At 71.3% G+C, this 20,660-nt stretch carries 16 protein-coding genes; 8 read left to right on the plus strand and 8 right to left on the minus strand.

Annotation, left to right across the window (positions count from 1 at the left end):
* Nucleotides 1–188: zinc ribbon domain-containing protein (locus ACFVWD_RS26445; RefSeq protein ID WP_389599542.1), on the plus strand; the 188-nt coding region annotated here is incomplete at its 5' end.
* Between the two features lie 16 nt (nucleotides 189–204).
* Here the strand turns inward: ACFVWD_RS26445 and ACFVWD_RS26450 are convergent.
* A complete protein-coding gene (locus ACFVWD_RS26450) occupies nucleotides 205–963 on the minus strand; it encodes an FAD binding domain-containing protein (RefSeq protein ID WP_389599544.1) in 759 nt (252 codons plus the stop codon).
* Between the two features lie 213 nt (nucleotides 964–1,176).
* On the opposite strand from ACFVWD_RS26450, the gene ACFVWD_RS26455 reads away from it, so the two are divergent.
* Nucleotides 1,177–2,736 carry a PucR family transcriptional regulator gene (locus ACFVWD_RS26455; RefSeq protein WP_389599546.1) on the plus strand — a complete coding sequence of 520 codons (1,560 nt, stop codon included), beginning with the start codon at nucleotides 1,177–1,179 and terminating at the stop codon, nucleotides 2,734–2,736.
* Here ACFVWD_RS26455 and ACFVWD_RS26460 read toward each other — a convergent pair.
* Together ACFVWD_RS26460 and ACFVWD_RS26465 are read right to left on the minus strand one after the other, a co-directional pair.
* Entirely contained in the window at nucleotides 2,690–3,091 is a 402-nt protein-coding gene (locus ACFVWD_RS26460; protein WP_389599547.1) for a molybdopterin-binding protein, read from the minus strand. The two genes, ACFVWD_RS26455 and ACFVWD_RS26460, sit on opposite strands and share 47 nt — an antisense overlap.
* Nucleotides 3,092–3,137: 46 nt before the next feature.
* Nucleotides 3,138–3,485 (minus strand): hypothetical protein, encoded by a 348-nt coding sequence (locus tag ACFVWD_RS26465; RefSeq protein WP_389599549.1) that lies wholly within the window; start codon nucleotides 3,483–3,485, stop codon nucleotides 3,138–3,140.
* 404 nt (nucleotides 3,486–3,889) lie between these two features.
* On the opposite strand from ACFVWD_RS26465, the gene ACFVWD_RS26470 reads away from it, so the two are divergent.
* From ACFVWD_RS26470 to ACFVWD_RS26490, 5 genes are all read left to right on the plus strand, one after another.
* Complete coding sequence (locus ACFVWD_RS26470; protein ID WP_389599551.1) at nucleotides 3,890–6,562, plus strand: LuxR C-terminal-related transcriptional regulator; 2,673 nt, start codon at nucleotides 3,890–3,892, stop codon at nucleotides 6,560–6,562.
* 178 nt (nucleotides 6,563–6,740) lie between these two features.
* Complete coding sequence (locus ACFVWD_RS26475) at nucleotides 6,741–7,259, plus strand: hypothetical protein (RefSeq protein ID WP_389599552.1); 519 nt, start codon at nucleotides 6,741–6,743, stop codon at nucleotides 7,257–7,259.
* Between the two features lie 17 nt (nucleotides 7,260–7,276).
* On the plus strand, nucleotides 7,277–7,474 hold the full coding sequence (locus ACFVWD_RS26480) for a hypothetical protein (protein WP_101402986.1): 198 nt from the start codon (nucleotides 7,277–7,279) through the stop codon (nucleotides 7,472–7,474).
* Between the two features lie 175 nt (nucleotides 7,475–7,649).
* Nucleotides 7,650–8,312 (plus strand): HdeD family acid-resistance protein, encoded by a 663-nt coding sequence (locus ACFVWD_RS26485; protein ID WP_389599554.1) that lies wholly within the window; start codon nucleotides 7,650–7,652, stop codon nucleotides 8,310–8,312.
* Between the two features lie 111 nt (nucleotides 8,313–8,423).
* Nucleotides 8,424–8,888 (plus strand): SHOCT domain-containing protein, encoded by a 465-nt coding sequence (locus ACFVWD_RS26490; RefSeq protein WP_389599556.1) that lies wholly within the window; start codon nucleotides 8,424–8,426, stop codon nucleotides 8,886–8,888.
* Between the two features lie 64 nt (nucleotides 8,889–8,952).
* Here ACFVWD_RS26490 and ACFVWD_RS26495 read toward each other — a convergent pair whose 3' ends face one another.
* From ACFVWD_RS26495 to ACFVWD_RS26510, 4 genes are all read right to left on the minus strand, one after another.
* Nucleotides 8,953–11,208 (minus strand): PAS domain S-box protein, encoded by a 2,256-nt coding sequence (locus ACFVWD_RS26495; protein ID WP_389599660.1) that lies wholly within the window; start codon nucleotides 11,206–11,208, stop codon nucleotides 8,953–8,955.
* A gap of 220 nt (nucleotides 11,209–11,428) precedes the next feature.
* A complete protein-coding gene (locus ACFVWD_RS26500; protein WP_389599557.1) occupies nucleotides 11,429–13,873 on the minus strand; it encodes a SpoIIE family protein phosphatase in 2,445 nt (814 codons plus the stop codon).
* A gap of 182 nt (nucleotides 13,874–14,055) precedes the next feature.
* Nucleotides 14,056–14,757 (minus strand): CBS domain-containing protein, encoded by a 702-nt coding sequence (locus ACFVWD_RS26505; RefSeq protein WP_389599559.1) that lies wholly within the window; start codon nucleotides 14,755–14,757, stop codon nucleotides 14,056–14,058.
* A gap of 124 nt (nucleotides 14,758–14,881) precedes the next feature.
* Nucleotides 14,882–15,889, minus strand: coding sequence for an Acg family FMN-binding oxidoreductase (locus tag ACFVWD_RS26510; RefSeq protein ID WP_389599560.1), 1,008 nt, complete (start codon nucleotides 15,887–15,889; stop codon nucleotides 14,882–14,884).
* A 391-nt stretch (nucleotides 15,890–16,280) separates the two neighbouring features.
* Between ACFVWD_RS26510 and ACFVWD_RS26515 the strand changes: the two genes are divergently transcribed.
* Nucleotides 16,281–18,020: a SulP family inorganic anion transporter gene (locus ACFVWD_RS26515; protein WP_389599562.1), complete on the plus strand. Its 1,740-nt coding sequence runs from the start codon at nucleotides 16,281–16,283 to the stop codon at nucleotides 18,018–18,020.
* Here the strand turns inward: ACFVWD_RS26515 and ACFVWD_RS26520 are convergent.
* Nucleotides 17,999–20,329, minus strand: coding sequence for a heavy metal translocating P-type ATPase (locus ACFVWD_RS26520; protein WP_389599564.1), 2,331 nt, complete (start codon nucleotides 20,327–20,329; stop codon nucleotides 17,999–18,001). The genes ACFVWD_RS26515 and ACFVWD_RS26520 overlap by 22 nt on opposite strands.
* Between the last annotated feature and the right edge of the window lie 331 nt (nucleotides 20,330–20,660).

Genomic DNA, 20,660 nt, shown 5'->3' on the forward strand with positions numbered 1-20,660 from the left:
TGATCGCCGTGGACCCCCGCAACACCTCCCGCACCTGCCCCGCATGCGGGCACACCGCGAAGGAGAACCGGCCCACACAGGAGAAATTCCACTGCATCGCCTGCGGCCACCACGCCCACGCCGACACAGTGGCAGCCACCAACGTCCTACGGGCCGGGCTGGTCCGCCGCAACGCCAACCCGGCATAGCGAGAAGCCCCCGGCTTCAGCCGGAGGAGGAGTCACGGATGTCGTCGAACCACTCGTCGTCGGCGACGGCCGCGTCGATGGCCGTACGCAGTCCGTCCGCCGTCGGCGGCAACGGGAACCACAGCCGGAGCGGGCGGACGGTCGAGGCGGTGATCGTGATCGCGAGGGAGTGGTCGACCGGGTCCAGGGTGCCGATGACCAGTGCGCCCGAGCGGCCGAGCCCGTACAAGGACGCCTGCCGGAAGGACGTACGGCAGGCGAGGGCGCGGGCGGGCAGGGTGATGGACCGCAGAAGCTCGCCCTCGGCCAGGACCTTGCGGCCCGCGCCGGTCACGAAGTCCACGACGCGGACCCGGCGGCGTACGCCGTTCTCGGTGTGCAGCAGGCACTCTCCGTCGAGGGCGGCGGTGAGGGAGATCATCGGGCCGGCCGGGAGGGCGTTGCAGAGGTTCCCGCCGACCGTGGCCATGTTCCAGATCTTGAAGGAGGCGAGGAACGCGCGGCAGCACTGTTCGAACAGGGGCGCCGCCTCGGCCGGAAGCTCCCTCGCGTACCGGGACAGGTGGGCGATCGTGCAGGTCGCGGCGATCTCCAGCGAGCCGTCCGGGTGTGGCCGCACCGATGTCCAACCGGTCCGGCTCAGGTCCACCAGTCGCCGCAGGTGCGGCTGCGGCTCGGAGAAGAGGTACGTCCCGCCGCCCAGCCAGGCGTCGTCCGGCCGCCAGGGCGCGGCATGCCGTGCGTCCCGTATCTCCACCACGGTGTTCAGGTCCATGACCGCCAGTGAAGCAACGCGACCGGGCTCGGGACGACTGGTTCACCACACGGAATCGCCGAGTTTTCCGGCGGGTGTCCTGGAGGATCAACCAAGAGGCATACCGCTTGTCTCGCCTTGCACTTACGATGCGATGACTCGCATGCACCTGGTGAATGTGAGATGCCGGGCACGCGCCCTCGTGCCCGGCTGCCGCACAAGGAGCCAGAGCACATGCACGTCGACCACCTCCTCAAGGACGAGTCCCTGGGCCTGCGCCTGCTGTGGGCCGAGGAACCACAGCTGAGGCAGGAGATCAGCGGGGTGACCGTCACCGATCTGGAGGATCCCGCCCGTTTCGTGCGCCCTGGCGAGGTCGTGCTCAGCGGACTGGTGTGGTGGACGGCCGAGGGCGGGCGGGACAAGGCGGAGCGGTTCGTCTCCGCGCTGCGGACGGCGGGCGCCGCCGTACTGCTGGCGGGCGAGGAGACCCATGGAGCAGTGCCCGACGGCCTCATCGAGGCATGTGCGCGACACGGCGTCCCGCTGGCGGCGGTCCCGGCCCACATCATGTTCCGCGCGATCACCGACACCGTGTACTTCCAGCAGTGGGGCGAACTGAACCGCCTCCACGCGCTGCCCGAGGGCGTGCGCGTCCGGCTGAGCCGACTCGTCGCCCAGGACGCGGGCCCCGACGTGATCGTCGAGAACGCCTTCGCCCACGTCGACCGGGCGGCCGCGTACGTCTTCACACCCGCGGGGCGGACCGTCGCGGCCACGGAGGGAGCGCGGACGGTTCCGGCGCGGGAGGCCGTCGCGCTGCTGGCCCACGACGCGGGGATCACGGTGTCCGTCGACTCCGACGCCGTCTCCCCGTACGAGCGCTGGCACCTGTATCTGCCCGAGCCCGGCGGTACCCCGCCGCGCATGCTGCACGAGATCGCCGCGATCCTGGCCCGCTGCCAGGAGTCACGAGCCCGGCGCCGGGCCGCCGAACACCAGGCGGCGGACGAACTCGGCACCCTGCTCTCCTCACCCGGAGCCGAGGTCGCCGCCGTGGAAGGAGCGCTGCGGACCTGCGGGCTCCCGGCCGAGGGCCCCTACCGGGTGATCGTCGCCGAGACGGGATCGCAACGGGCGGGACTGGCGGAGGGGGCGCTGACGGAGGCGGTCGCGCATGCGGGGCCGGGGCGCGCGTCCGTGGGGCGGCTGCCGGACGGCACGGCGTTCGCGGTCGTAGCGGAGACAGAAGACGCCGCAGGGGGATGTGCGGAGTTCTGGCCGCTCGTCGCCGCCTGCGAGCCGTCCATCCCGCTGCACGGCGGTATCGGCTCGCCCGCCGCCGGGCCGCAGGGCCTGAACGGGGCACTGTCCGAGGCCCGTTACGCACTGGCCTCGGCCCGCACCACCGCCCCCGACTCCTCGTCCGTCGTCGATTCCTCGTCCCTCACCGGACTCGACACCCTGCTGACCGGCATACCCGCCGAGGTCCGCACCGCCTTCAGCCACACCGTTCTGGGCCCCCTGCTGGACACCCGTAACGCCTCCGCCGCCGCACTGCTGAAGACCCTGGAGACCTTCCTCGCCCACGACGGCTCATGGGCCCGCACGGCGGAGGTCCTGCACCTGCACGTCAACACAGTCCACTACCGGATCCAGCGCGTCGAGCACTTCACCGGCCGCGATCTGTCCCGCCTCTACGACCGCCTCGATCTCTGGGCCGCTCTGCTGTGCCGTACGCCTTCGGCTACGAGCGATCCACGTGCACGCTCGTCGACTTCACCCGCGCGGTGACCGTGACGCCGACCGCGAGGTCGAGCTCCTCGACCGCCTCCCGGGTCACGAGCGACACCACGCGGTGCGGCCCTGCCTGGATCTCCACCTGCGCCACGACGTCGTCGACCGTCAGGGCCGTGACGATGCCCGTGAACGCGTTGCGCGCCGATGTGGGCGGCCCGCCGCCGGCGGTGCCGGGTTCGTCCTCGGCCGCACGCTCCCGGGCGAACCGGGCCAGCCCTACGCCGTCGATCACCCGGTTCCCCGAACCGTCCCTCCCCATGGGAAGCCGGCCCCCGTCCGCCCAACGGCGCACGGTCTCTGGACTCACCCTCAGCAGGCGCGCGGCCTGGCCAATGCTGTACGACGGCACACCGGCACCCTAATCGCGTCTTCGGAGGCGAGGCCATGGTGGGTGTCTAAAGGCGCAGCAGCCGTTGTGTGATCTCCCGGTACTCCCTCAGCGCGTGCCGGAGTTCGTCCGGCTGTGTCCCGGGGCCCTGGTCCTGCCAAGTCTCGTGGAGGACGCGCCGACGTTCCGCGAGCGTGCCCATGAGCTGCGCGGTGACCTCGTCCAATGCGGTCTCGGCCTCCTCCAACGCCTCACGCGGGCTGTCGGCGAAGGTGTTGAGGGCGTGTTGGAGGCGGTGGGCGAGCTTGTTCCGTTCGTCCGACGGGAGCAGTGGCTCGGGGCCCGGCGTCCGACGTCCGGCCGGACCGGACTGCTTGTCCGGAGGCTGCTGGGCGCGTGACTGGTCGTACATCATCGTGTGCCGCTTTCCTGTACGTCGTACCGGCCGCGTCGGTGTCACCGGAATGGCAGGAGCTCCGCACCGTGCCGTCAGTCAACGCCCGGCAACCGGCCGTGTCAACGTGACGTCGACAGGGGCGAGTTCCGGCGGCGACCGTGGGACAGGCCCACCGCAGCGCGGTGATGCCACCGCCGAAGCAGGTGCCCACGACCACGGCGCGCTCGCGCTGCTCCGTCACGGCGCTCGGGGCCGGGGCCGGCGTCGCGGCCTGCGGCGAGAATGCCATTGTGGATGACCGGAAATGAAATTCCCGAACCAGAGAGGATGTGGTGCTTACGGCACGTTGGTGAGGGGCTCGGGATCGCGGGCAGTGGTGAGACGAGCGCCGCGCGTGATCTGACGGGATAATGGCGATCACCATGGCTGGGATCGAGGAGAGCGGCCAGGGGTCGACCGTCGGATGGGTCGATCCCATGGGAGACCCGTTTCTGCGCACGCGGTTCGCGCCGCCGTCGAGGCCCGTCACGTTCCTGCGGCGGGAGCGGTTGGTCGAACACCTGGACCAGGCCCTGCTGACCCCGTTGACGGTGGTCAACGGAGCGGCCGGGGCGGGGAAGACCCTGCTGGTCGCCGAGTGGGTCACTGGACTGGGGCAGCCGGTCGCCTGGTTCACCGCCGACGCGGCGGATCAGCAGCCCGGGATGTTCTGGGCGTACGTGCTCCAGGCCCTGCGGGCCTCGGGCGTGCCGGTCCCCAGCGACATTCGCTGTCCCGTCGACGCGAGCCGGGTGGACCCCAAACTGCTGGCACGGCTCGCCGCCGAGCTGAGCGGACGCGACCGGCCGGCGATCGTCGTGCTCGACGAATACGACCGCGTGACCGCGCCGGAGATCGCGGAACAGCTGGAATTCGTCCTGCACCATGCCGGACCGGGAATGCGCCTCATCCTCGTCACCCGCACCGAGCCGCTGCTGCCGGTGCACCGTTACCGGGCGGCCGGTGACCTGACGGAGATCCGGAACGCGGAACTGGCCTTCACACCCGAGGAGGCGGCCGTACTCCTGGAGCTGCACGGCCTGCGCCTGCCCGCGCACGCGGTGGGGGCGCTCGTGGACCGCACCGGAGGATGGGCGGCCGGTCTGCGGCTGTGCGCCCTGGCCGCGCGGGAGAGCCCGGATCCGGAGAGATACCTGAAGGAATTCGAGGCGGGGCGGAGTACGGTCGCCGACTACCTCCTGGCCGAGGTGCTCAAGCGGCGAACCGCCGAGACGCAGGACCTACTGCTGCGGGTCAGCGTCCTGGAGCGCCTCTGCCCCGATCTGGCCAACGCGCTGACGCAGCGCACCGACGCCGAGCCCATTCTCGCCGAGCTGCACCGCGAGAACGCGTTTGTCGAAGACCTCGGACACTCGTGGTATCGACTCCACCCGCTGTTCGGGGAGATCCTCCGGGCCCATCTGCGGGAGCGCTGTCCTGGACTGGAGCCCGAACTCCACCGGCGGGCCGCCCGGTGGCTGCTGAGCTCCGGATCCCTCCCGGAGACGATCGTCCACGGCGCCGCCGCGGGCGACTGGGAGTTCACCGCCGGTGCCTTCGTCGACGGCCTGGCGATCGGACAGCTCTTCACAGGTCTGCGCCGTGACGAGCTGGCCGAGCTGTTCTCCCGGATGGGCCCCGAGGCCACGAGCTCCGCGACGGACGTCGTCCGAGCGGCCCTGGATCTGTCCCAGTGCGACCTCGACCGTGGTCTGGCCCGTCTGCGCCATGCCGAGGCGGCCCTGGCCGCGGACGTGCCCGACGCGGCCACCGACGTGCCCGGCCCGGCGGCGGCCCGGCTGAGCTGCGCACTGCTGGAGGCTCTGGCGGCCCGTCTGGCCGGGTCCCCGCTCCAGGCGGAGAGGGCCGCGGAGGCGGCCGAGGAACTGAGACAGGCGGTTCCCGCCCAGCTCCTGGGGCAGCATCCCGAACTCATCGCTCTGCTGCTGACCCATCTGGGCTCGACGCGCCTGTGGGCCGGGCGCTTCGAGGACGCCCGCATCGCGCTGTCCGCGGCTGCGGGCTGTCCCGGCGGGGCCTCGACAGTGCTTCCGCGAGAGGACTCCTTGGGGCACCTGGCGCTGATCGACTACCTGAACGGCTGGCACGGAAGGGCGGAGCGCAAGGCACTGGCGGCGACGACCGACTCGGAGCGGTTCGGTCTGTGCGGGTCGTCCGGCTCGGACATCGGGCGGGTGGTCCTGGCCGCCGTGGCCGTCGAACGGAACGAACTGGATCAGGCCCAAGCCCTCCTCGACGAGGCGGTCGGCTTGCGCCTGGCGACACGGGACCCGGTGTCGGCCACGGGCCGGTCCATCGTGACGGCACGTCTGCTGCTGGCCCGAGGCAAGACCCGAGCCGCCCTGGCGGCGGTGGACGCGGCGGTCTCCGCGGACGTGGCATCACCCTGGGCACAGGCTCATGTCGCTCTCGTCGCCTCCGCCGCCCACCTGGCCGAGGGCCGACCGGACGCGGCCGCCGAGGTGCTGCGACAAGTGCCGGACGAACACCCGGCCTGTGTGGTGGAGGCCGCGCGGGCCCAGCTGACGGCGGGCCGCCCGGCCGGCGCGCTCGACCTGCTCGACCGTCTGCGCACCGAGGGTCCGGCCGGTCCGGCGGTGACCGTGCGGGCCATGCTGACACGGGCGCAGGCCGCACTGGAGGCGGGTGACTCCGCCGCCGCGGGCAAGTTGGTGGGCCAGGCGCTGCTGGAGGCCCGGCGCGAGCGGCTGCGGCGTCCTTTCCTCGAGGCAGGACCGCGGATCCGACGTCTCCTGGGCACGGCGCCACTGCGGCCACTGGCCGCTGGCTGGTTGACGACCGGCGAGGCGCCCCGGCTCGAAACACCCGCGCCGCTCGTCGTACAGGAGCTGAGCGAACGCGAACGCGACGTTCTCCAGCGACTGGCCCAGACGATGTCGACGGAAGAGATCGCGGCCGACCTCTGCGTGTCGGTGAACACGGTCAAGACCCACCTCAAGAGCGTCTACCGGAAACTGGCGGTGAACCGGCGCAACGAAGCGGTGCGCCGGGCGCGCGAGCTGCGGCTGCTGTGAACCCGTACCGGTGAGCACCCTCGCCCGTCACGGGTGAGGCGCGGGACGAGCCGTTCCGATGCGATGGGAGTGGCGGCACCACGCACCTCCCGACCGGGCGGGGCGCCCGACGCATCCCGAATCCGGCGATGCGGCCGACGCCCTCGGTCCGGTGCGCCGGATCGGAAAGAAGGCCCTGATGTCCCGGACCGAACCCGCCGTACCCTCAGCGGCCGACGCCGACCATCGGGCGCACGCCGACTACACCGGTGGTGTCTACGGGTCCATGCTCGCGGCATCGGTGGTGATCGGCACCGGCACGCTGGGCTCGTTCCCCCACCTGGAACTGGCGGTGTTGCTGTTGGGCACCGGCGTGGCGTTCTGGATCGCGCACGTGCACGCCCAGCTCTTCGGGGCACGTCTGGCCCGGCAGTCCCTGGACCGGAGGACCGTCGTCGAGGTGTGCCGTGCGGAGTGGCCGATCGTCAAGGCCGCCGTCCCGCCGACCGTGGCCGTGGCCGTCAGCCCGCTCCTGGGCCTCGACCTCCAAGGCAGCTTCTGGCTGGCGCTAGCCGTCGCCGTGGCCGGGCAGGTGGGCTGGTCGGCGGCCGCGGCACGGAGTGCGGGCGCCTCCTGGTCTCTTACGGCCGTCACCGCCTCGATCAATCTGCTGCTGGGCCTGCTGATCATCTCGTTCAAGCTGGTCCTGACGCATTGAAAGGTCGTTCTGAGCCCATGCGCTACGAGATCCGTGTCGAGGGACACATGACGGAGACGCTGACCAAGGCGTTTCCGGAGATGGATCACGTGGTGATGTCCGGTCAGACCGTCCTGTTCGGCCCCGTTGTCGACGAGGCGCACCTGTACGGGCTGCTGGCCCGCTGCCAGTCGCTGGGACTGCACGTCGTGGAGATGCGCCGACTACCGGAGTGACCGGGCGTACGCCGTCCCGAGGGTAGGGACGATCACACGCCCCGGGGTAGGGACGATCACCCGTCGGGGGTGACCCGGCAGCGGGCGGCGCGCGGGACGCTGACCCGGTGAAGTCCCCGCACACCGTCCCGTCGGCGGTCCGGCGACGACCCGCTCGACCGCGTGAGGAGGAGCCATGACCGAATCGCGTGGTCCGGCGCCGCGTACCGAACCCGGGCCAAGGCCCGAAGGGCCGGCCTCCGCGCCGCCCGCAGACCCCGAGGAACTGCTGGCAGGACTCGGCCGCTCATGGACCTGGATCCTGGGTTCGGCGATCTCGACGCTGGTGCCGGGCATCCTGGTACTGGTGTGGCCGGACGAGACCCTGCATATCCTGGCAGTACTCATCGGTCTCTACCTGGTCGTGACCGGGGTGTTCCGCTTCGTGGCGGTCTTCGGCCGCGATGAGCACGGCGAGCGGCTCCCCGGGCTGCTGCTTTCGGTGCTGTTCGTGCTGGCCGGGGTGCTGTGCCTGAGGAACCCGCTGCAGACCATCGCCGCGCTCTCGCTGATCGTCGGCATCGTCTGGCTCGTGTCCGGCATGCTGACCGCCTACACGGCCATCGCCATGAAGGCCCTCCCGCACCGTGGCGTCGTCTTCTGCGCCGCGGCGCTCGGCATCGTCGCGGGAGTCGTGGTGCTCGCCCTGCCGACCGAGTCCGCCCGCGCCCTGACCCGGCTGCTCGGCCTGTGGCTCGTGCTGCTCGGCCTGATCGAACTCGTCCTCGCCTTCGCCTGGCGGGCCGCACTGCGCCGCGCACGTGCCGCGGACCCGCACGGCTCCGCCCAGTCGCCCTGAGACTCCGCGCGAACGTTCACCCGTCCCGGGTGAGGCCGGACGAACCTTGCCGTGCGCATGCTGAATCGGGAGGAACGACTGCCGGGCGAACGCCCGGGATGGAGGAGCGACATGAGCACACAGATGTACCTCGCGTACGACTACCCGCTGTTGAGCGTCTTCTGGAGCATGCTCTGGTTCTTCCTGTGGATCATGTGGTTCATCCTGCTCTTCCGGATCATCATCGACATCTTCCGTGACGACGAGCTGAGTGGTTGGGCCAAGGCCGGCTGGCTCCTGTTCGTGATCCTCCTGCCCTTCCTGGGCGTCCTCGTCTACGTGATCGCCCGCGGCAAGAACATGGGCCGCCGAGAGGTGAATCAGGCCCGCGCGCAGCAGGAGGCCTTCGACTCCTACATCCGGCAGACGGCGGGCGGCGGCACCGGAACCAGCAGCGTCGACGAACTGGCCAAGCTGTCCGAGATCCGCGCCCGCGGCGACATCACGGACGACGAGTTCCGCCGGGCGAAGGAACTCGTCCTGAGCGGTCAGGGCCCGTCCAGCGGCTCGGGCACCGCCACCTCGTCCGGCCAGTGAGCGCCGGACGAGGCGACGCCGGGCAGCACGATGGCACCAGGCAGCACGATGACGGCGGGTCCGCTCACAGGTGGAGGGTGAACCAGGTGGTCTTGCCGTCGTCGGTGGGTCGTACGCCCCAGTTGTCGGCGAGCGCGCGGACGAGGATCAGTCCGCGCCCGGACTCGTCGTCGTCGGCCGCGAAGCGGGGTTGAGGCAACTGCGGGCTGTGGTCGCCGACTTCGACCGTCAGGTCCGAGTCGGTCCGGCACAGGTGCAGTCCGATGGGGCCCTGGGCGTGCTGAACGGCGTTGGTGAGGACTTCGGAGAGCAGCAGCCGCGCGTCGTCCGCCTTTGTGGCGCAGCCCCACGAGGTGAGGGCCTTGCTGAGGAAGGCTCGGCCCTCGGGGACAGAGTCGGGAACTGCCGGGAGGTCGAGGGAGACGGCGGCCAGCGGCGCGTCGGGCAGCCGAGTCAGCAGCAGGGTGACATCGTCGTTGTGACCCTCGGCGTCGGGCAGCAAGGTGCTCAGGACGTGGTCGGCAGCCACCTCCAGGTCGGGGGCGGTCGTGAACAGGTCGCTCAGTGTGGCGGTGAGCTGCGAGAGCTGGTCCTCGATGTCGCTGCCGGGGGTTTCGATCAGTCCGTCGGTGTAGAGCACGAGGGTGGCGCCGGGCGGGATGACCGCGCTGCACTGCTGGTAGAGGACATCACCCACGCCGAGGGGCGCGTTGACGGGCACGGGCAGCGCACGGGCGCCCTCGCCCGGGGTGGCCACCAGGGTGGGCAGATGTCCGGCGGAGCAGATCGTCACCGCGCCCGCGTCGGCCGCGATCACCAGGTAGCAGCAGGTGACCAGTTGGTCCGGGACGTCGAGGTCGGCGACGGCCGCGTCGAGGGCCTGCATGAGCTGGCGGGGCTGCATACCGGTCTTGGCCAGGGCGTGCGCGGCGGAACGCAACTGGCCCATGACTGCGGCGGCTTCCAGCCCGCGTCCCATCACGTCGCCGATCAGGACACCGACGCGGCCGGCGCCCAGCGGGACCAGGTCGAACCAGTCGCCGCCCACCCCGGCCCCCTGGGTGGCGGGCCGGTAGCGGCTGGCGGTCGTGAGACCGGGGATGGCGGGCGGAGTACCCATCAGACTGCGCTGCAAGGTCAGCGCGATGTGCCGCTGTTGCTCGTACAGGACGGTCAGCTCGGCTTCGGCCCGCTTGCGATCGCTGATGTCGCGGACGATGGCACACGCGCCGATGACCTCGCCGTCGGGGGAACGGGTCGGCCACAGAGTGATGTCGACGTCGAGGAGGTCACCCTGCCGGGTGACCCGCAGTGTCTCGAAGTGCTCGACTCTTTCCCCGTTGCGCAAACGGTCCATCAGGACATCGATCTCGTGGCCGTGGTCGGGCGGGGCCAGCATGGACACGTGGTGGCCCATGACCTGGGCGCGTGTGTACCCGTAGAGACGTTGGGCGGCGGCGTTCCAGTAGGTGATGTGCCCGTCGAGGGTCTTGGCGAGGATCGCGTCCTGAGAGGACTCGACCAGCGCAGCCAGTTCGTTGATGCGCTCCTCGGCTGCCTTGCGGTCGCTGACGTCGCGGACGGCGGCGGAGACGAGGAGGCCGTCGGTGGTCTCGAGGGGGCTGAGGCTGATCTCGACGGGGAATTCGGTGCCGTCCTTGCGCAGGCCGTGGAGTTCGAGGCCGGCGCCCATGGGTCGCACTTGACGATTTTCGGCGTAGCCGGTGCGGTGCAGTGAGTGGTGGGCCCGGAAGCGTTCGGGTACCAGCAAGTCCACTGTTCGGCCGAGGAGTTCCTCGCGGCCGTAGCCGAAGAGCGCTTCCGTTTGGGCGTTGACGAGTCTGATCGTCCCGGTGTCGTCCACGATCACCATGGCGTCCGGCGCAGCCTCCAGCAATCCCCGGAACCGGTCCTCGGCCGCCTTGCGGTCGCTGACGTCGCGGACGGCGGCGGAGACGAGGAGGCCGTCGGTGGTCTCGAGGGGGCTGAGGCTGATCTCGACGGGGAATTCGGTGCCGTCCTTGCGCAGGCCGTGGAGTTCGAGGCCGGCGCCCATCGGACGCACTTGACGATTTTCGGCGTAGCCGGTGCGGTGCAGTGAGTGGTGGGCCCGGAAGCGTTCGGGTACCAGCAAGTCCACTGTTCGGCCGAGGAGTTCCTCACGGCCGTAGCCGAAGAGCGCTTCGGTCTGTGCGTTGACGAGTCTGATGGTTCCGGTGTCGTCCACGATGATCATGGCGTCGGGCGCCGCTTCCAGAAGCCCGCGAAACCTGTCCTCGGCGCCTACCGAGCCGGTACCGCACTCCCCGGCACAGCACATCAACGCCGCGCAGCCCGACGCAGAGTCCGGTGTGGCCGATGTTGAACTGATCGTTTCTCCCACGTTCGCCCCCCACAGACCCGCCGCATGGGGTCGTTCGGGCCATCTCAGCGCACTTGGGGCACGATCACTCGGGCATGTCTCATTCTGGCCGCACCGCGGTCGATCGTGTCTGAGGTGAGCGCGGGCTGCGTTCGTCTACAGACATGTTCGGTCGCCGTTACGTCCGCTCGTTCTGGATGTCGATCTCCGCCCAGATCGACTTCCCTGCGGGCAGGTGGCGTGTGCCCCAACGCTCGGCGAACTGGGCCACGAGCAACAACCCGCGCCCGCCCTCGTCGAAGGTGCGGGCCCGCCGCATGTGCGGGGCGGCACTGCTGCCGTCGGAGACCTCGCAGATCAGCACGGTGTCTTGGATCAGGCGCAGCTGAATGGGAGGGCCGCCGTAGCGGATCGCGTTGGTGACCAGCTCGCTCACCACCAATTCCGCGGTGAAGGAGACCTCCTGCAGTCCCCACTTCGCCAGGCGACGGGAAACCTCGCCACGCGCGCCCGCCACGGCGGCCGGGTCGGCAGGCAGATCCCAGGTGGCGACCCGGTCCGAGTCGAGGGCGCGAGTGCGTGCGACGAGCAGGGCGACGTCGTCCGACGGCTGCGCGGGGAGCAGGGTCCGCACCAGGTCGTCACACAGGGCCTCCAGCGAGCGAGCGGGCCGCTCCAGGCGCCGGCGCAGCAGCGCCATGCCCTTGCCGAGGTCGTGTTCGGGGACCTCGACGAGGCCGTCCGTGTACAGCGCGAGCAGGCTGCCGCGGGGCACCTCCCATTCGACCGCCTCGAAAGGCAGCCCGCCCACTCCCAGCGGAGGGCCGACCGGCAGGTCGACGAACTCCGCCGTGCCGTCGGGCGTCACCACGGCGGGCGGGGGATGCCCTGCTGCGGCGGCCGTGCAGCGGCGCGTGACCGGGTCGTAGACCAGGTACAGACAGGTGGCGATGACATCGGTGACGTTGTCGAGCTCCGGGTCCTCCGTGCCCGTGCCCTCCTCCGACCTGAGATGGGTGACCAGGTCGTCCAGATGGACGAGGAGCTCATCGGGAGGCAGGTCGACGTCCGCCAGAGTGCGTACCGCGGTCCGCAGCCGTCCCATGGTGGCGGAGGCGCGCAGACCGTGGCCCACCACGTCTCCGACGACCAGGGCGACCCGGGCCCCCGACAGGGGGATCACGTCGAACCAGTCGCCGCCCAGCCCGGCCCGGGAGCGAGCCGGCAGGTAGCGGTGCGCCACCTCCACGGCCTCCTGGGCGGCGAGCCGCTGCGGAAGCAGACTTCGCTGCAGGGCCAGGGCAGTGGTCCGCTCGCGCGTGAACCGGCGGGCGTTGTCCACGGCCACGGCGGCGCGTGCGGCGATCTCCTCCGCGAGGAGCAGATCGTCCTCGTTGAAGGGCTCCTGGCGCCGGTGGCGGACAAGTACGGCCATCCCGAGCGTGATGCCTCGGGCGCGCAGCGGGATGACCATGAGCGAGTGCATTCCGAAGGTGCGGACCTTCACCGCGCGCTCGGGGTCGGCCGTCCGCCAGCTCTCGACGGCTTCGTCCAGGGTGCTGTGCAGCGAGGAATGCCCCGTGAGAAGGCAGCGGGCGGGCGGTGAGGAATCCGGGTAGTAGTCGACATCTCCCGGCTGGATCACCGACTCGGGGACCCCGGGAAGGACGGACTGCTGCGCGGCCCGGCGCAGACCGATGGAGCCCTCGCTGGGAGGCCTGGGCTCGAAACCGCGGAACAGCGAGTCCAGCAGGTCGATACTGATGAAGTCGGCGAGCCGGCCCACCGCAAAGTCGGCCATCTCCTGAGCGGTGCGCGTCACGTCGAGGGTGCTGCCCACCTGTGCGCTGACGTCGTTCAGCAGGGCGAGCCGTTCCCGGGCCCGGTGCTGCTCGGTGACGTCGAGCGCGACGACCTGTACGTGCCGCACCTCTCCCGCGGGGTTCCTGACGGGGGACACGGTGACTGCCCAGAACCTTCCATGGGCTCCGGGCCGGGGTGGGCCATGTACGTGGAAGAGCTCCGGTTCCCCCGTGTCGAACACCCGGCGCATCCCCTCTTCGACCGTGGTGCAGACATGGGGCGGCAGGATGTCGGTGACACGCCGACCGCGCATCTGCCGCTCCGTGAGCCCCAGCTGACGGGTCGCGCCGGCGCTGCCGCGCAGGACCCGCAAATCGGAGTCGTAGATCATCACAGGAAGGTGGCTCTGGGCGAAGGCTTCCTCCGTCGTCGCCTCGTCCTTGTCCGGAGGTGGCGCCCGACCCGGACGAGGCCGTTGTGGCGGCGTGGCCACGATGAGCCATTGCGCGTTGCCCTCACGGTCGAGTGACGGGTACGCCCACAGCTCGGCTTCCACATGATGGCCGTCACGGTGTCGCAGCGGGGTCGTCCCGCCGCGTCCCTCAAGTACCGCGGAGAAGTCCGCCGGCGCATCGGCGGCGCAGTCGAACAGACGCGCCGCGGGGCGCCCTACGACGTCCTCGTACGGGTACCCGAGCAACCGCTGCGCGCCGGAACTCCACCCCGTCACGGTCCCCCGCGCGTCGACGACCGCCGTGGCCGAGGTGACCGGGTCCGGAAGCTGACCGAGGCCGTTTCCCAGGGGGCCGGCATTCTCCATGTCCCATCATCGCCCATCCTGCCCCCCGGGAACTCTCGGGTTCTGGGGAGACACAGCAGAGGCCGCAGGTCGGCTGAACGTCGCATCGCGTCGCGTCGGTTCCTTCCCCCACTTGTATCTCTCCTTGAGCGCACACGCAGGTCGGCGTCCCCCCGCCGGAAGGTGCTGCCGCACCGCGCTCGTCAAGGTGACAGTTGGGTGTGGCGCGGTGAGTCGGCGTACAGGTTTTCGGAGGTGTCGTCCGTCCGGTGGCTCAGATGTTCGGTGACCTCCACGACTCCGTCCACGCCCTGGCACATCCGCACGGCGACGGGGATCAGGGATTTCCGTTCGACGGTTCCCGTCAAGGAGACCCGGCCGTCCACGACCCGCACGGTCACCGAGTCGGGCGCGATGCCCAGGGTGCGGACCAGCACGTCCCCGGAGATCTCCTCGCGGATGGCACTGTCACCGCGCAGGAACACCCGCAGCAGGTCGGCGCGGCTGATCAGCCCGACCAGCCGGTCGGCTTCGTCCACCACCGGCAGCCGCTTGACACGGTAGCGCTCCATCACCTGCGCGGCCTCCACCACCGTCCACTGCGGCCGGGCCGTGATGGCCGGGCTGTTCATGAGCCCGCGGGCGGTGGTCGCCTCCTGCTTGGTCCGGTCGGCGGGGCGCGGGTGCAGGACCGGCAGCAGTCCTGCGGGGTCCAGCTGACCCGCCTCCTTACGCAGCAGATCCGCCTCGGACACCACGCCCACGGGCCGGTCGTCGTCGTCCACGACGGGTATCGCCGTGATGTCGTACTCGGCCAGCAGTTTGGCGATGTCCTTGAACCCGGCGTCCTCCCGCACCCGTACGACCGAAGTGGTCATCAGATCGCTCACCATCCGGTGCCTCATGACTTCCGCCTCCTTCGTCACGTGCCTTCCCCTCCACTGTGCGGTGCTCTCGACCGTCGCCCCATGGGCCGGTCGGCCCCGGCCACGGCCGACAGGTCCCGGGGGAGGGGTGATTCGTCCTCGGTCAGTACCGGTCTCCCTGAGGGACGGCGCCGTCGAGGTCGACGAAGAGCCGCGGTGTGCGACGGGGCGTGGGAGGCCCTTCCGGGCCGTAGCCGAATCGGACGAGCATCTGCACGTGGTCGAAGGGGGAGGCAGCGGGGCGCAGGTCGTCGCGGAGGTCGGTCCACTCCAGAGCCTGGTGCAGGAGTGAGGTGCGCAGACCGTGCGCCGTGGCGACGAGCAGGACGCACTCAAGCGCCTGTCCGGCCCGGAGCCAGTCGGTGCGCCGGTCGTGGCCGGTGCTGAGCGTCGCGAACGCGGGTGTCCGTTCGAAGGGCCGGGCCGGCAGCCGCTCCAGGGATCGCCGTGCGCCGAAATCACGCATGGGGAGCTGCTCGAAAGTGTCCTGCGGCCCCAGTGCCGCGGACGGGATGCCCGCGTCCTCGACCCCGTCGCGGCTCGACCAGCGGCGGCTTTCGGCGCTGCGTGCCGGGTCGGCGTGGTTGCGGCGCTCCGCTTCGGTGGTGATCCGCAGCAGCCGCGCCGTCTCGCGCGGGCCGGTGACGGCGAGCGTGGCGCCTTCGGACTGGGCGGCTTCGGCAAGCTCGTGGCGAACGGACACGGGAACGGGCTGATCGCCGAAGGGGAAGCGGCTGCTGTGCCTGTGCCGGATGGCCTCGTACAGCTCGTCGCCGTGGAGTGTGCGGGGGCTGGCGCGCCCAGTGATGTGCACCGAGGCGAGCAGACCGGGGTGGCGGGGATCCGGGAGCAGCCGAGTGACCGGCTTCCAGCCGAAGTGGCTCACCGCGACCCGCAGGTTGAACAGGGCCGCGCCGGTGGCGATGTGCAGGGCCCGGCCGTGCGGATCCTCGTGCGGCAGTGCCCGTCCGGCGTCGGCGTGGATCTCCACGGTGGTCGAGTCGGCGTCGAGGCGGAAGCGCCAGGGCTGCGTGTTGTGCATCGAGGGCGCGGCGACGGCCGCAGCGATCAGCTTCTCCAACGCCGACGAGTCCAGATACGTGCCGGACATGAGGGCCTCCTCCCGGACAAGGCGAGCTGCGGGGCTTGCGATGTTCTGAGCCTGCTGTCGTCGGCGGAGCGGGGCGAAGGGGCCGTCCGGCCCCAACCCGAGGCTGTGTGGGTACCGGTATTGGGCAGCGGTGCCGGGTGGTCCCCTTCGGACCGGAGGTTGGCCTGCCGGTCCCGGTAGGAGTGCCCGGTCGGTCCCTCCCCGGTGCGGGGCGCCCATGGGACGTTCCTGGCAGCAGCCGGCAGGGAGTGATCCAGCATGACGTCCGACACGCCAACGCCGGCTCCGCCGCGATGCCCGGCGAGCACGGAGCGCCGCCCATGGGGGCCGACCGGCCCTCGCGGTCGGACGCCCGTGGGGCGATGCTGAAGACGGTGACGAAGGGAGCCCCATGTCCGAGCGCCCGGGTGCGGCCGCCGGGGTAGGCCGACGCGGTCTCGTGTGGCGGGTGGCTCCAGGACTCACCGTACTGGCCGGCTACCACCGCTCGTGGCTGCGCGGCGACCTGCTGGCCGGAGTGACCGTCGCGGCCTATCTCGTTCCGCAGGTCATGGCCTATGCGGGCCTCGCGGGACTGCCGCCGGTCGCGGGGCTCTGGGCGATCCTCCCCGCCCTGCTGCTGTACACCCTGCTGGGTTCGTCACGGCTGCTGTCCGTCGGGCCCGAGTCGACCACCGCACTGATGACCGCCACCGTGGTGGGGCCGCTCGCCGCGGGCGCCCCGGACCGGTACGCCGCGCTCGCCGCCGGGCTCGCGGTCGTGGTCGGGGCGATGTTCCTGGTGGCCTGGGTGGCGCGGCTCGGCTTCCTCGCCGACCTGCTGTCACGGCCGATCCTGGTCGGCTACCTGACAGGCGTGGCGCTCATCATCATCGTCGACCAGCTCCCCAAACTGACCGGTGTCAGCACCTCGGGATCCGAGTTCTTTCCTCAACTGCTCTCCTTCGTGAGGAACCTGGGAGAAGCCCATCCCGCCACGGTGATCTTCTCCGTGGCGGCGATCGCGTTCCTTTTCGCGGTCGCGCGGTTCTTTCCCGGTGTCCCGGGCCCTCTGCTGGCCCTGGTGCTCGGCACGGCGGCCGTCGTGGTCTTCGGACTGGAGGACCACGGCATCGCCGTCATCGGCGCGGTACCGGCCGGGCTGCCAAGCCCCGGCCTGCCGACGCCGGGCGACCTGCGGCAACTGGTACTGCCGGCACTCGGCGTGCTCCTGGTCGGCTACACCGACGTCATCCTCACCGCGCGCGCCTTCGCGGCTCGCGGCGACGAACTCGACCCCAACCAGGAACTGTTGGCCCTGGGGGCCGCGAACCTGGGCGCGGGTGTGCTGCACGGCTTCCCGGTGAGCAGCAGCGCCAGTCGTACCGCGCTCGCGCACTCGGCCGGGGGCCGCAGCCAGGCGTACTCGCTCGTCGCCGGGGCAGTGGTCCTCGCCGTGCTGCTGTTCCTCAGCCCGCTCCTCGCGCACACGCCGTCGACCGTGCTGGGCGCCCTGGTCGTCTATGCCGGGGTCCGCATGATGGATCTGGCCGGGTTCCGGCGGCTGGCAGCCTTTCGGCGCCGGGAGTTGCTCCTGGCCCTGGGCTGTCTCGCCGGAGTGCTGGCCCTGGACATCCTGTACGGCGTGCTCGTGGCGGTCGGCCTCTCCGTCGCGGAACTGCTCACCCGGGTGGCCCGCCCGCACGACGCGGTCGAGGGTCTGGTGCCGGGCCTGGCCGGGATGCACGACGTGGACGACTATCCGCAGGCCCGCACGGTCCCCGGCCTGCTTGTCTACCGCTACGACTCGCCCCTGTTCTTCGCCAACGCCGAGGACTTCAAGCGGCGGGCGCTGGCGGCGGTCGACCGACACGAAGGTGCTGTCGACTGGTTCGTCCTCAATACCGAGGCCATCGTCGAGGTGGACATCACCGCGCTCGACGCGGTCGACGCCCTGCGTCAGGAATTCGAACAGCGTCACATCGTCTTCGCGCTCGCCCGCGTCAAGCAGGACCTGCGCGACGACCTCGACGCCTTCGGGCTGACCGAGGCCATCGGCACCGACCGGATCTTCCCGACTCTGCCCACGGCCCTGGCCGCGTACCGGGAGTGGCTCCGACGCGGCGGCCGTTACTGGGCGAGGGAGAAGTAGTTCTCCTCCTCCTGCGTGAAGTGCAGGCGCAGCACGCTGTGCAGGCCGTACAGACAGGCGCGCAGGTCGTCGAGTTGTTCGGGGCGCGGTGCGCCGTCGGTCCCGCTGAGCGCAAGGTGTGTGGCTATGCGTCCGGCGAGGCGCTCGATCTCGGCGTGGGCGCGGCTCATGGTGGCGGTGGTCTCGGGGCCGCCGAGCGAGGAGGCGAGGGCCGGGTAGAGCTGGTGCTCTTCGGCGTACTCGTGAGGCAGCAGCCGCTCGGTGAGCAGGCGCTGCACCTCACGTACCGATGCGAGGGCCGCGGGCCCTGGAGAGTTCGAGAGCTGGTCGGCGGCGCCGCGTACCGCTTCGAGGACCTCCTGCAGATCGTCGTGCTCGGCGGCGAAGCGGTGGATGAGGGCCTCGGTGGTGGGCTCCAGGGCCGGGCGGCTCTGCCGGTCGGCGCGCAGGGCGCGCAGCGCGTTGAGGATGACAGCGACGTCGATGCCCTCCTGGAGCAGGGCACCGGGGGCCGGCGGCAGCATGCCGAAGGCGGCCACGGCCATCGCGGCGAGCGACATCAGCATGCCGCCGAGCGCGCTCTGCACCGCGATGCGCCGGGCCCGTACGGCGATGGTGACGGCGTCGGCGAGGCGGTCCACCCGATCGGTGGTCAGCACGATGTCCGCGGCCTGGGAGGAGGCGCTGGAGCCGCGGGCCCCCATGGCGACGCCGACGTCCGCGGCGGCGAGGGCGGGGGCGTCGTTGACGCCGTCACCGACCATGACGGTCACGGCGAGGGCGCGCTCGGCGCGTACGGCGGCGACCTTGTCGGCGGGCGTGAGGTGGGCTTGGACGGCGTCGAGGCCGAGCACCGAGGCCACCTCGCGGGCGGGTTCCGTGCGGTCGCCGGTGAGCATCACCAACCGTCCGATGCCCGCCGCGCGCAGGCGGCGCAGGGTCCGGGGAGCGTCGGGGCGCAGTGGGTCGCGCAGCAGTACGGCGCCGGCGAGGCGGCCGTCGGCGGTCAGCCAGGCGACGGCCGCGCCGTCGAGCACGGCACGGTTGTCGACGGCGCGTGCCCACGCCGGGTCCTCTGTGCCGACGCCGTGGCGGCCGACGGCGAGGTGGTGGCCCTCGACGGTGCCGGTGGCCCCCAGACCGGGCTCCTCGGCGACGTCCGCGGGCATGGAGAGTTCCAGATCCCGTGCCTGGGCGGCGTCGACCAGGGCATGAGCCAGGACGTGCGGTGAGAGCTGATCGAGCGAGGCCGCCAGTCGTAGGATCTCCGTCGGCTCCCGGCCCGGTGCGGCGACGACGTCGAGCACCCGTGGGCGGCCGGACGTCAGGGTGCCGGTCTTGTCCAGCAGCAGGGTGTGGGCCCGGCCGAGGTTCTCCAGGGCGCCGCCGTCGCGGACGACCACGCCGTAGCGGGAGGCCCGGGACAGGCCGGAGACGATCGCCACGGGCGCGGCGAGCAGCAGCGGGCACGGGGTGGCGACCACCAGGACCGCGACGGCCCGCACCGCGGAACCGCTGACCCACCAGGCCAGCCCTGCCACAGCCACGGACAGCGGCAGGAACCAGGCGGCGTACCGGTCCGCGAGCCGGACCACGGGGGCGGACTCGGCACCGGCCTGCTGCGCCAGCCGGACGATTTCCGCATAGGTGCTGTCCTGCTCGGCAGCGGTGGCCCGCAGCTCGAAGGCGCCACCCGCGTTGACCACACCGCTGCGCACCCGCTCACCGCCGGCACGCTCGACCTGCTGGGACTCCCCGGTGAGCACCGACTCGTCGAGCACGGCCGTGGCGCCGACCACCCGACCGTCGACCGGGACCACCTCGCCCGGACCGACGACCACCAGGTCACCGACCGCGACCTCGGCGAGTGACACCTCCCTGACCACGTCCAGGGTCCGGACGCGGGCGGAGCGCGGCGCATGTTCCAGCAGCGCGCGCAGATCGTGCGAGGCGCGGCGCTGGGCCGCGGCCTCCAGAGTCCTTCCGGACGCCAGCATGAGCGCGATCAGCGCCCCGGCCAGGTACTCCCGCACCGCCAGGGTCCCGCCGAGTGCCAGGACCGCGATGAGATCCACGCCCGCGTGTCCCTGTTGCAGCGCGGCCAGTACCCAGACGACGGCGGGCACGACAGCGATCACGGTGCCCAGTCCCCAGCACAGGTCGGCGATGTCGGGCGCACCGGCGAGCCAGGCGATGCCACCGGCGGTCAGGGCGCCGGCGGTGGCCGCCAGCAGCAGTGGTTCGAACCGTCGGCCGGAGAGCAGGGCGGTGGGGCGGCGGAACAGTTTCCACGGGATGCGCCGGTCCATGGTGTGCCCTCGAATCTCGCGGCGGGTGCTTGCTCATGCCCTCCCTCTCCATCACACCGCTGAGACCGCACGTTCGGCAGGGGACGAACGGCCCTTGTCCGCGCGACCGTGCGGACAGGTGAGCCACGACGTGGGGCGACTGCCCGGGGCCGCTTGCGCGCGCAGTGCCGCCGAGATCCCGTACGGCAAGCCCAACAGCCCCAGCAGACAGGGCCGTTCGGCCACCCGATCACGGCCCTTCGGCACCCGGTGCTGCCCGTCCCGCGCCACCAGAGTGGTCGCTGTCGGGCACCGGTCCGACACTCTCCGATTCCCCGAAGGGATCACCGCC

It is taken from the genome of Streptomyces sp. NPDC058086 (assembly GCF_042885015.1).
Lineage (GTDB): Bacteria > Actinomycetota > Actinomycetes > Streptomycetales > Streptomycetaceae > Streptomyces.

What these genes read in the sequence shown, in the direction of transcription:
- ACFVWD_RS26480 (WP_101402986.1), top strand. Translation starts at nt 7,277, where the DNA reads ATGCGCTACGAGATCCGTGTCGAGGGACACATGACGGAGACGCTGACC.
- ACFVWD_RS26515 (WP_389599562.1), top strand. Translation starts at nt 16,281, where the DNA reads ATGTCCGAGCGCCCGGGTGCGGCCGCCGGGGTAGGCCGACGCGGTCTC.
- ACFVWD_RS26450 (WP_389599544.1), bottom strand. Translation starts at nt 963, where the DNA reads ATGGACCTGAACACCGTGGTGGAGATACGGGACGCACGGCATGCCGCG.
- ACFVWD_RS26465 (WP_389599549.1), bottom strand. Translation starts at nt 3,485, where the DNA reads ATGATGTACGACCAGTCACGCGCCCAGCAGCCTCCGGACAAGCAGTCC.
- ACFVWD_RS26455 (WP_389599546.1), top strand. Translation starts at nt 1,177, where the DNA reads ATGCACGTCGACCACCTCCTCAAGGACGAGTCCCTGGGCCTGCGCCTG.
- ACFVWD_RS26500 (WP_389599557.1), bottom strand. Translation starts at nt 13,873, where the DNA reads ATGGAGAATGCCGGCCCCCTGGGAAACGGCCTCGGTCAGCTTCCGGAC.
- ACFVWD_RS26485 (WP_389599554.1), top strand. Translation starts at nt 7,650, where the DNA reads ATGACCGAATCGCGTGGTCCGGCGCCGCGTACCGAACCCGGGCCAAGG.
- ACFVWD_RS26495 (WP_389599660.1), bottom strand. Translation starts at nt 11,208, where the DNA reads ATGTGCTGTGCCGGGGAGTGCGGTACCGGCTCGGTAGGCGCCGAGGAC.
- ACFVWD_RS26510 (WP_389599560.1), bottom strand. Translation starts at nt 15,889, where the DNA reads ATGTCCGGCACGTATCTGGACTCGTCGGCGTTGGAGAAGCTGATCGCT.
- ACFVWD_RS26520 (WP_389599564.1), bottom strand. Translation starts at nt 20,329, where the DNA reads ATGGACCGGCGCATCCCGTGGAAACTGTTCCGCCGCCCCACCGCCCTG.
- ACFVWD_RS26470 (WP_389599551.1), top strand. Translation starts at nt 3,890, where the DNA reads ATGGCTGGGATCGAGGAGAGCGGCCAGGGGTCGACCGTCGGATGGGTC.
- ACFVWD_RS26490 (WP_389599556.1), top strand. Translation starts at nt 8,424, where the DNA reads ATGAGCACACAGATGTACCTCGCGTACGACTACCCGCTGTTGAGCGTC.
- ACFVWD_RS26475 (WP_389599552.1), top strand. Translation starts at nt 6,741, where the DNA reads ATGTCCCGGACCGAACCCGCCGTACCCTCAGCGGCCGACGCCGACCAT.
- ACFVWD_RS26505 (WP_389599559.1), bottom strand. Translation starts at nt 14,757, where the DNA reads ATGAGGCACCGGATGGTGAGCGATCTGATGACCACTTCGGTCGTACGG.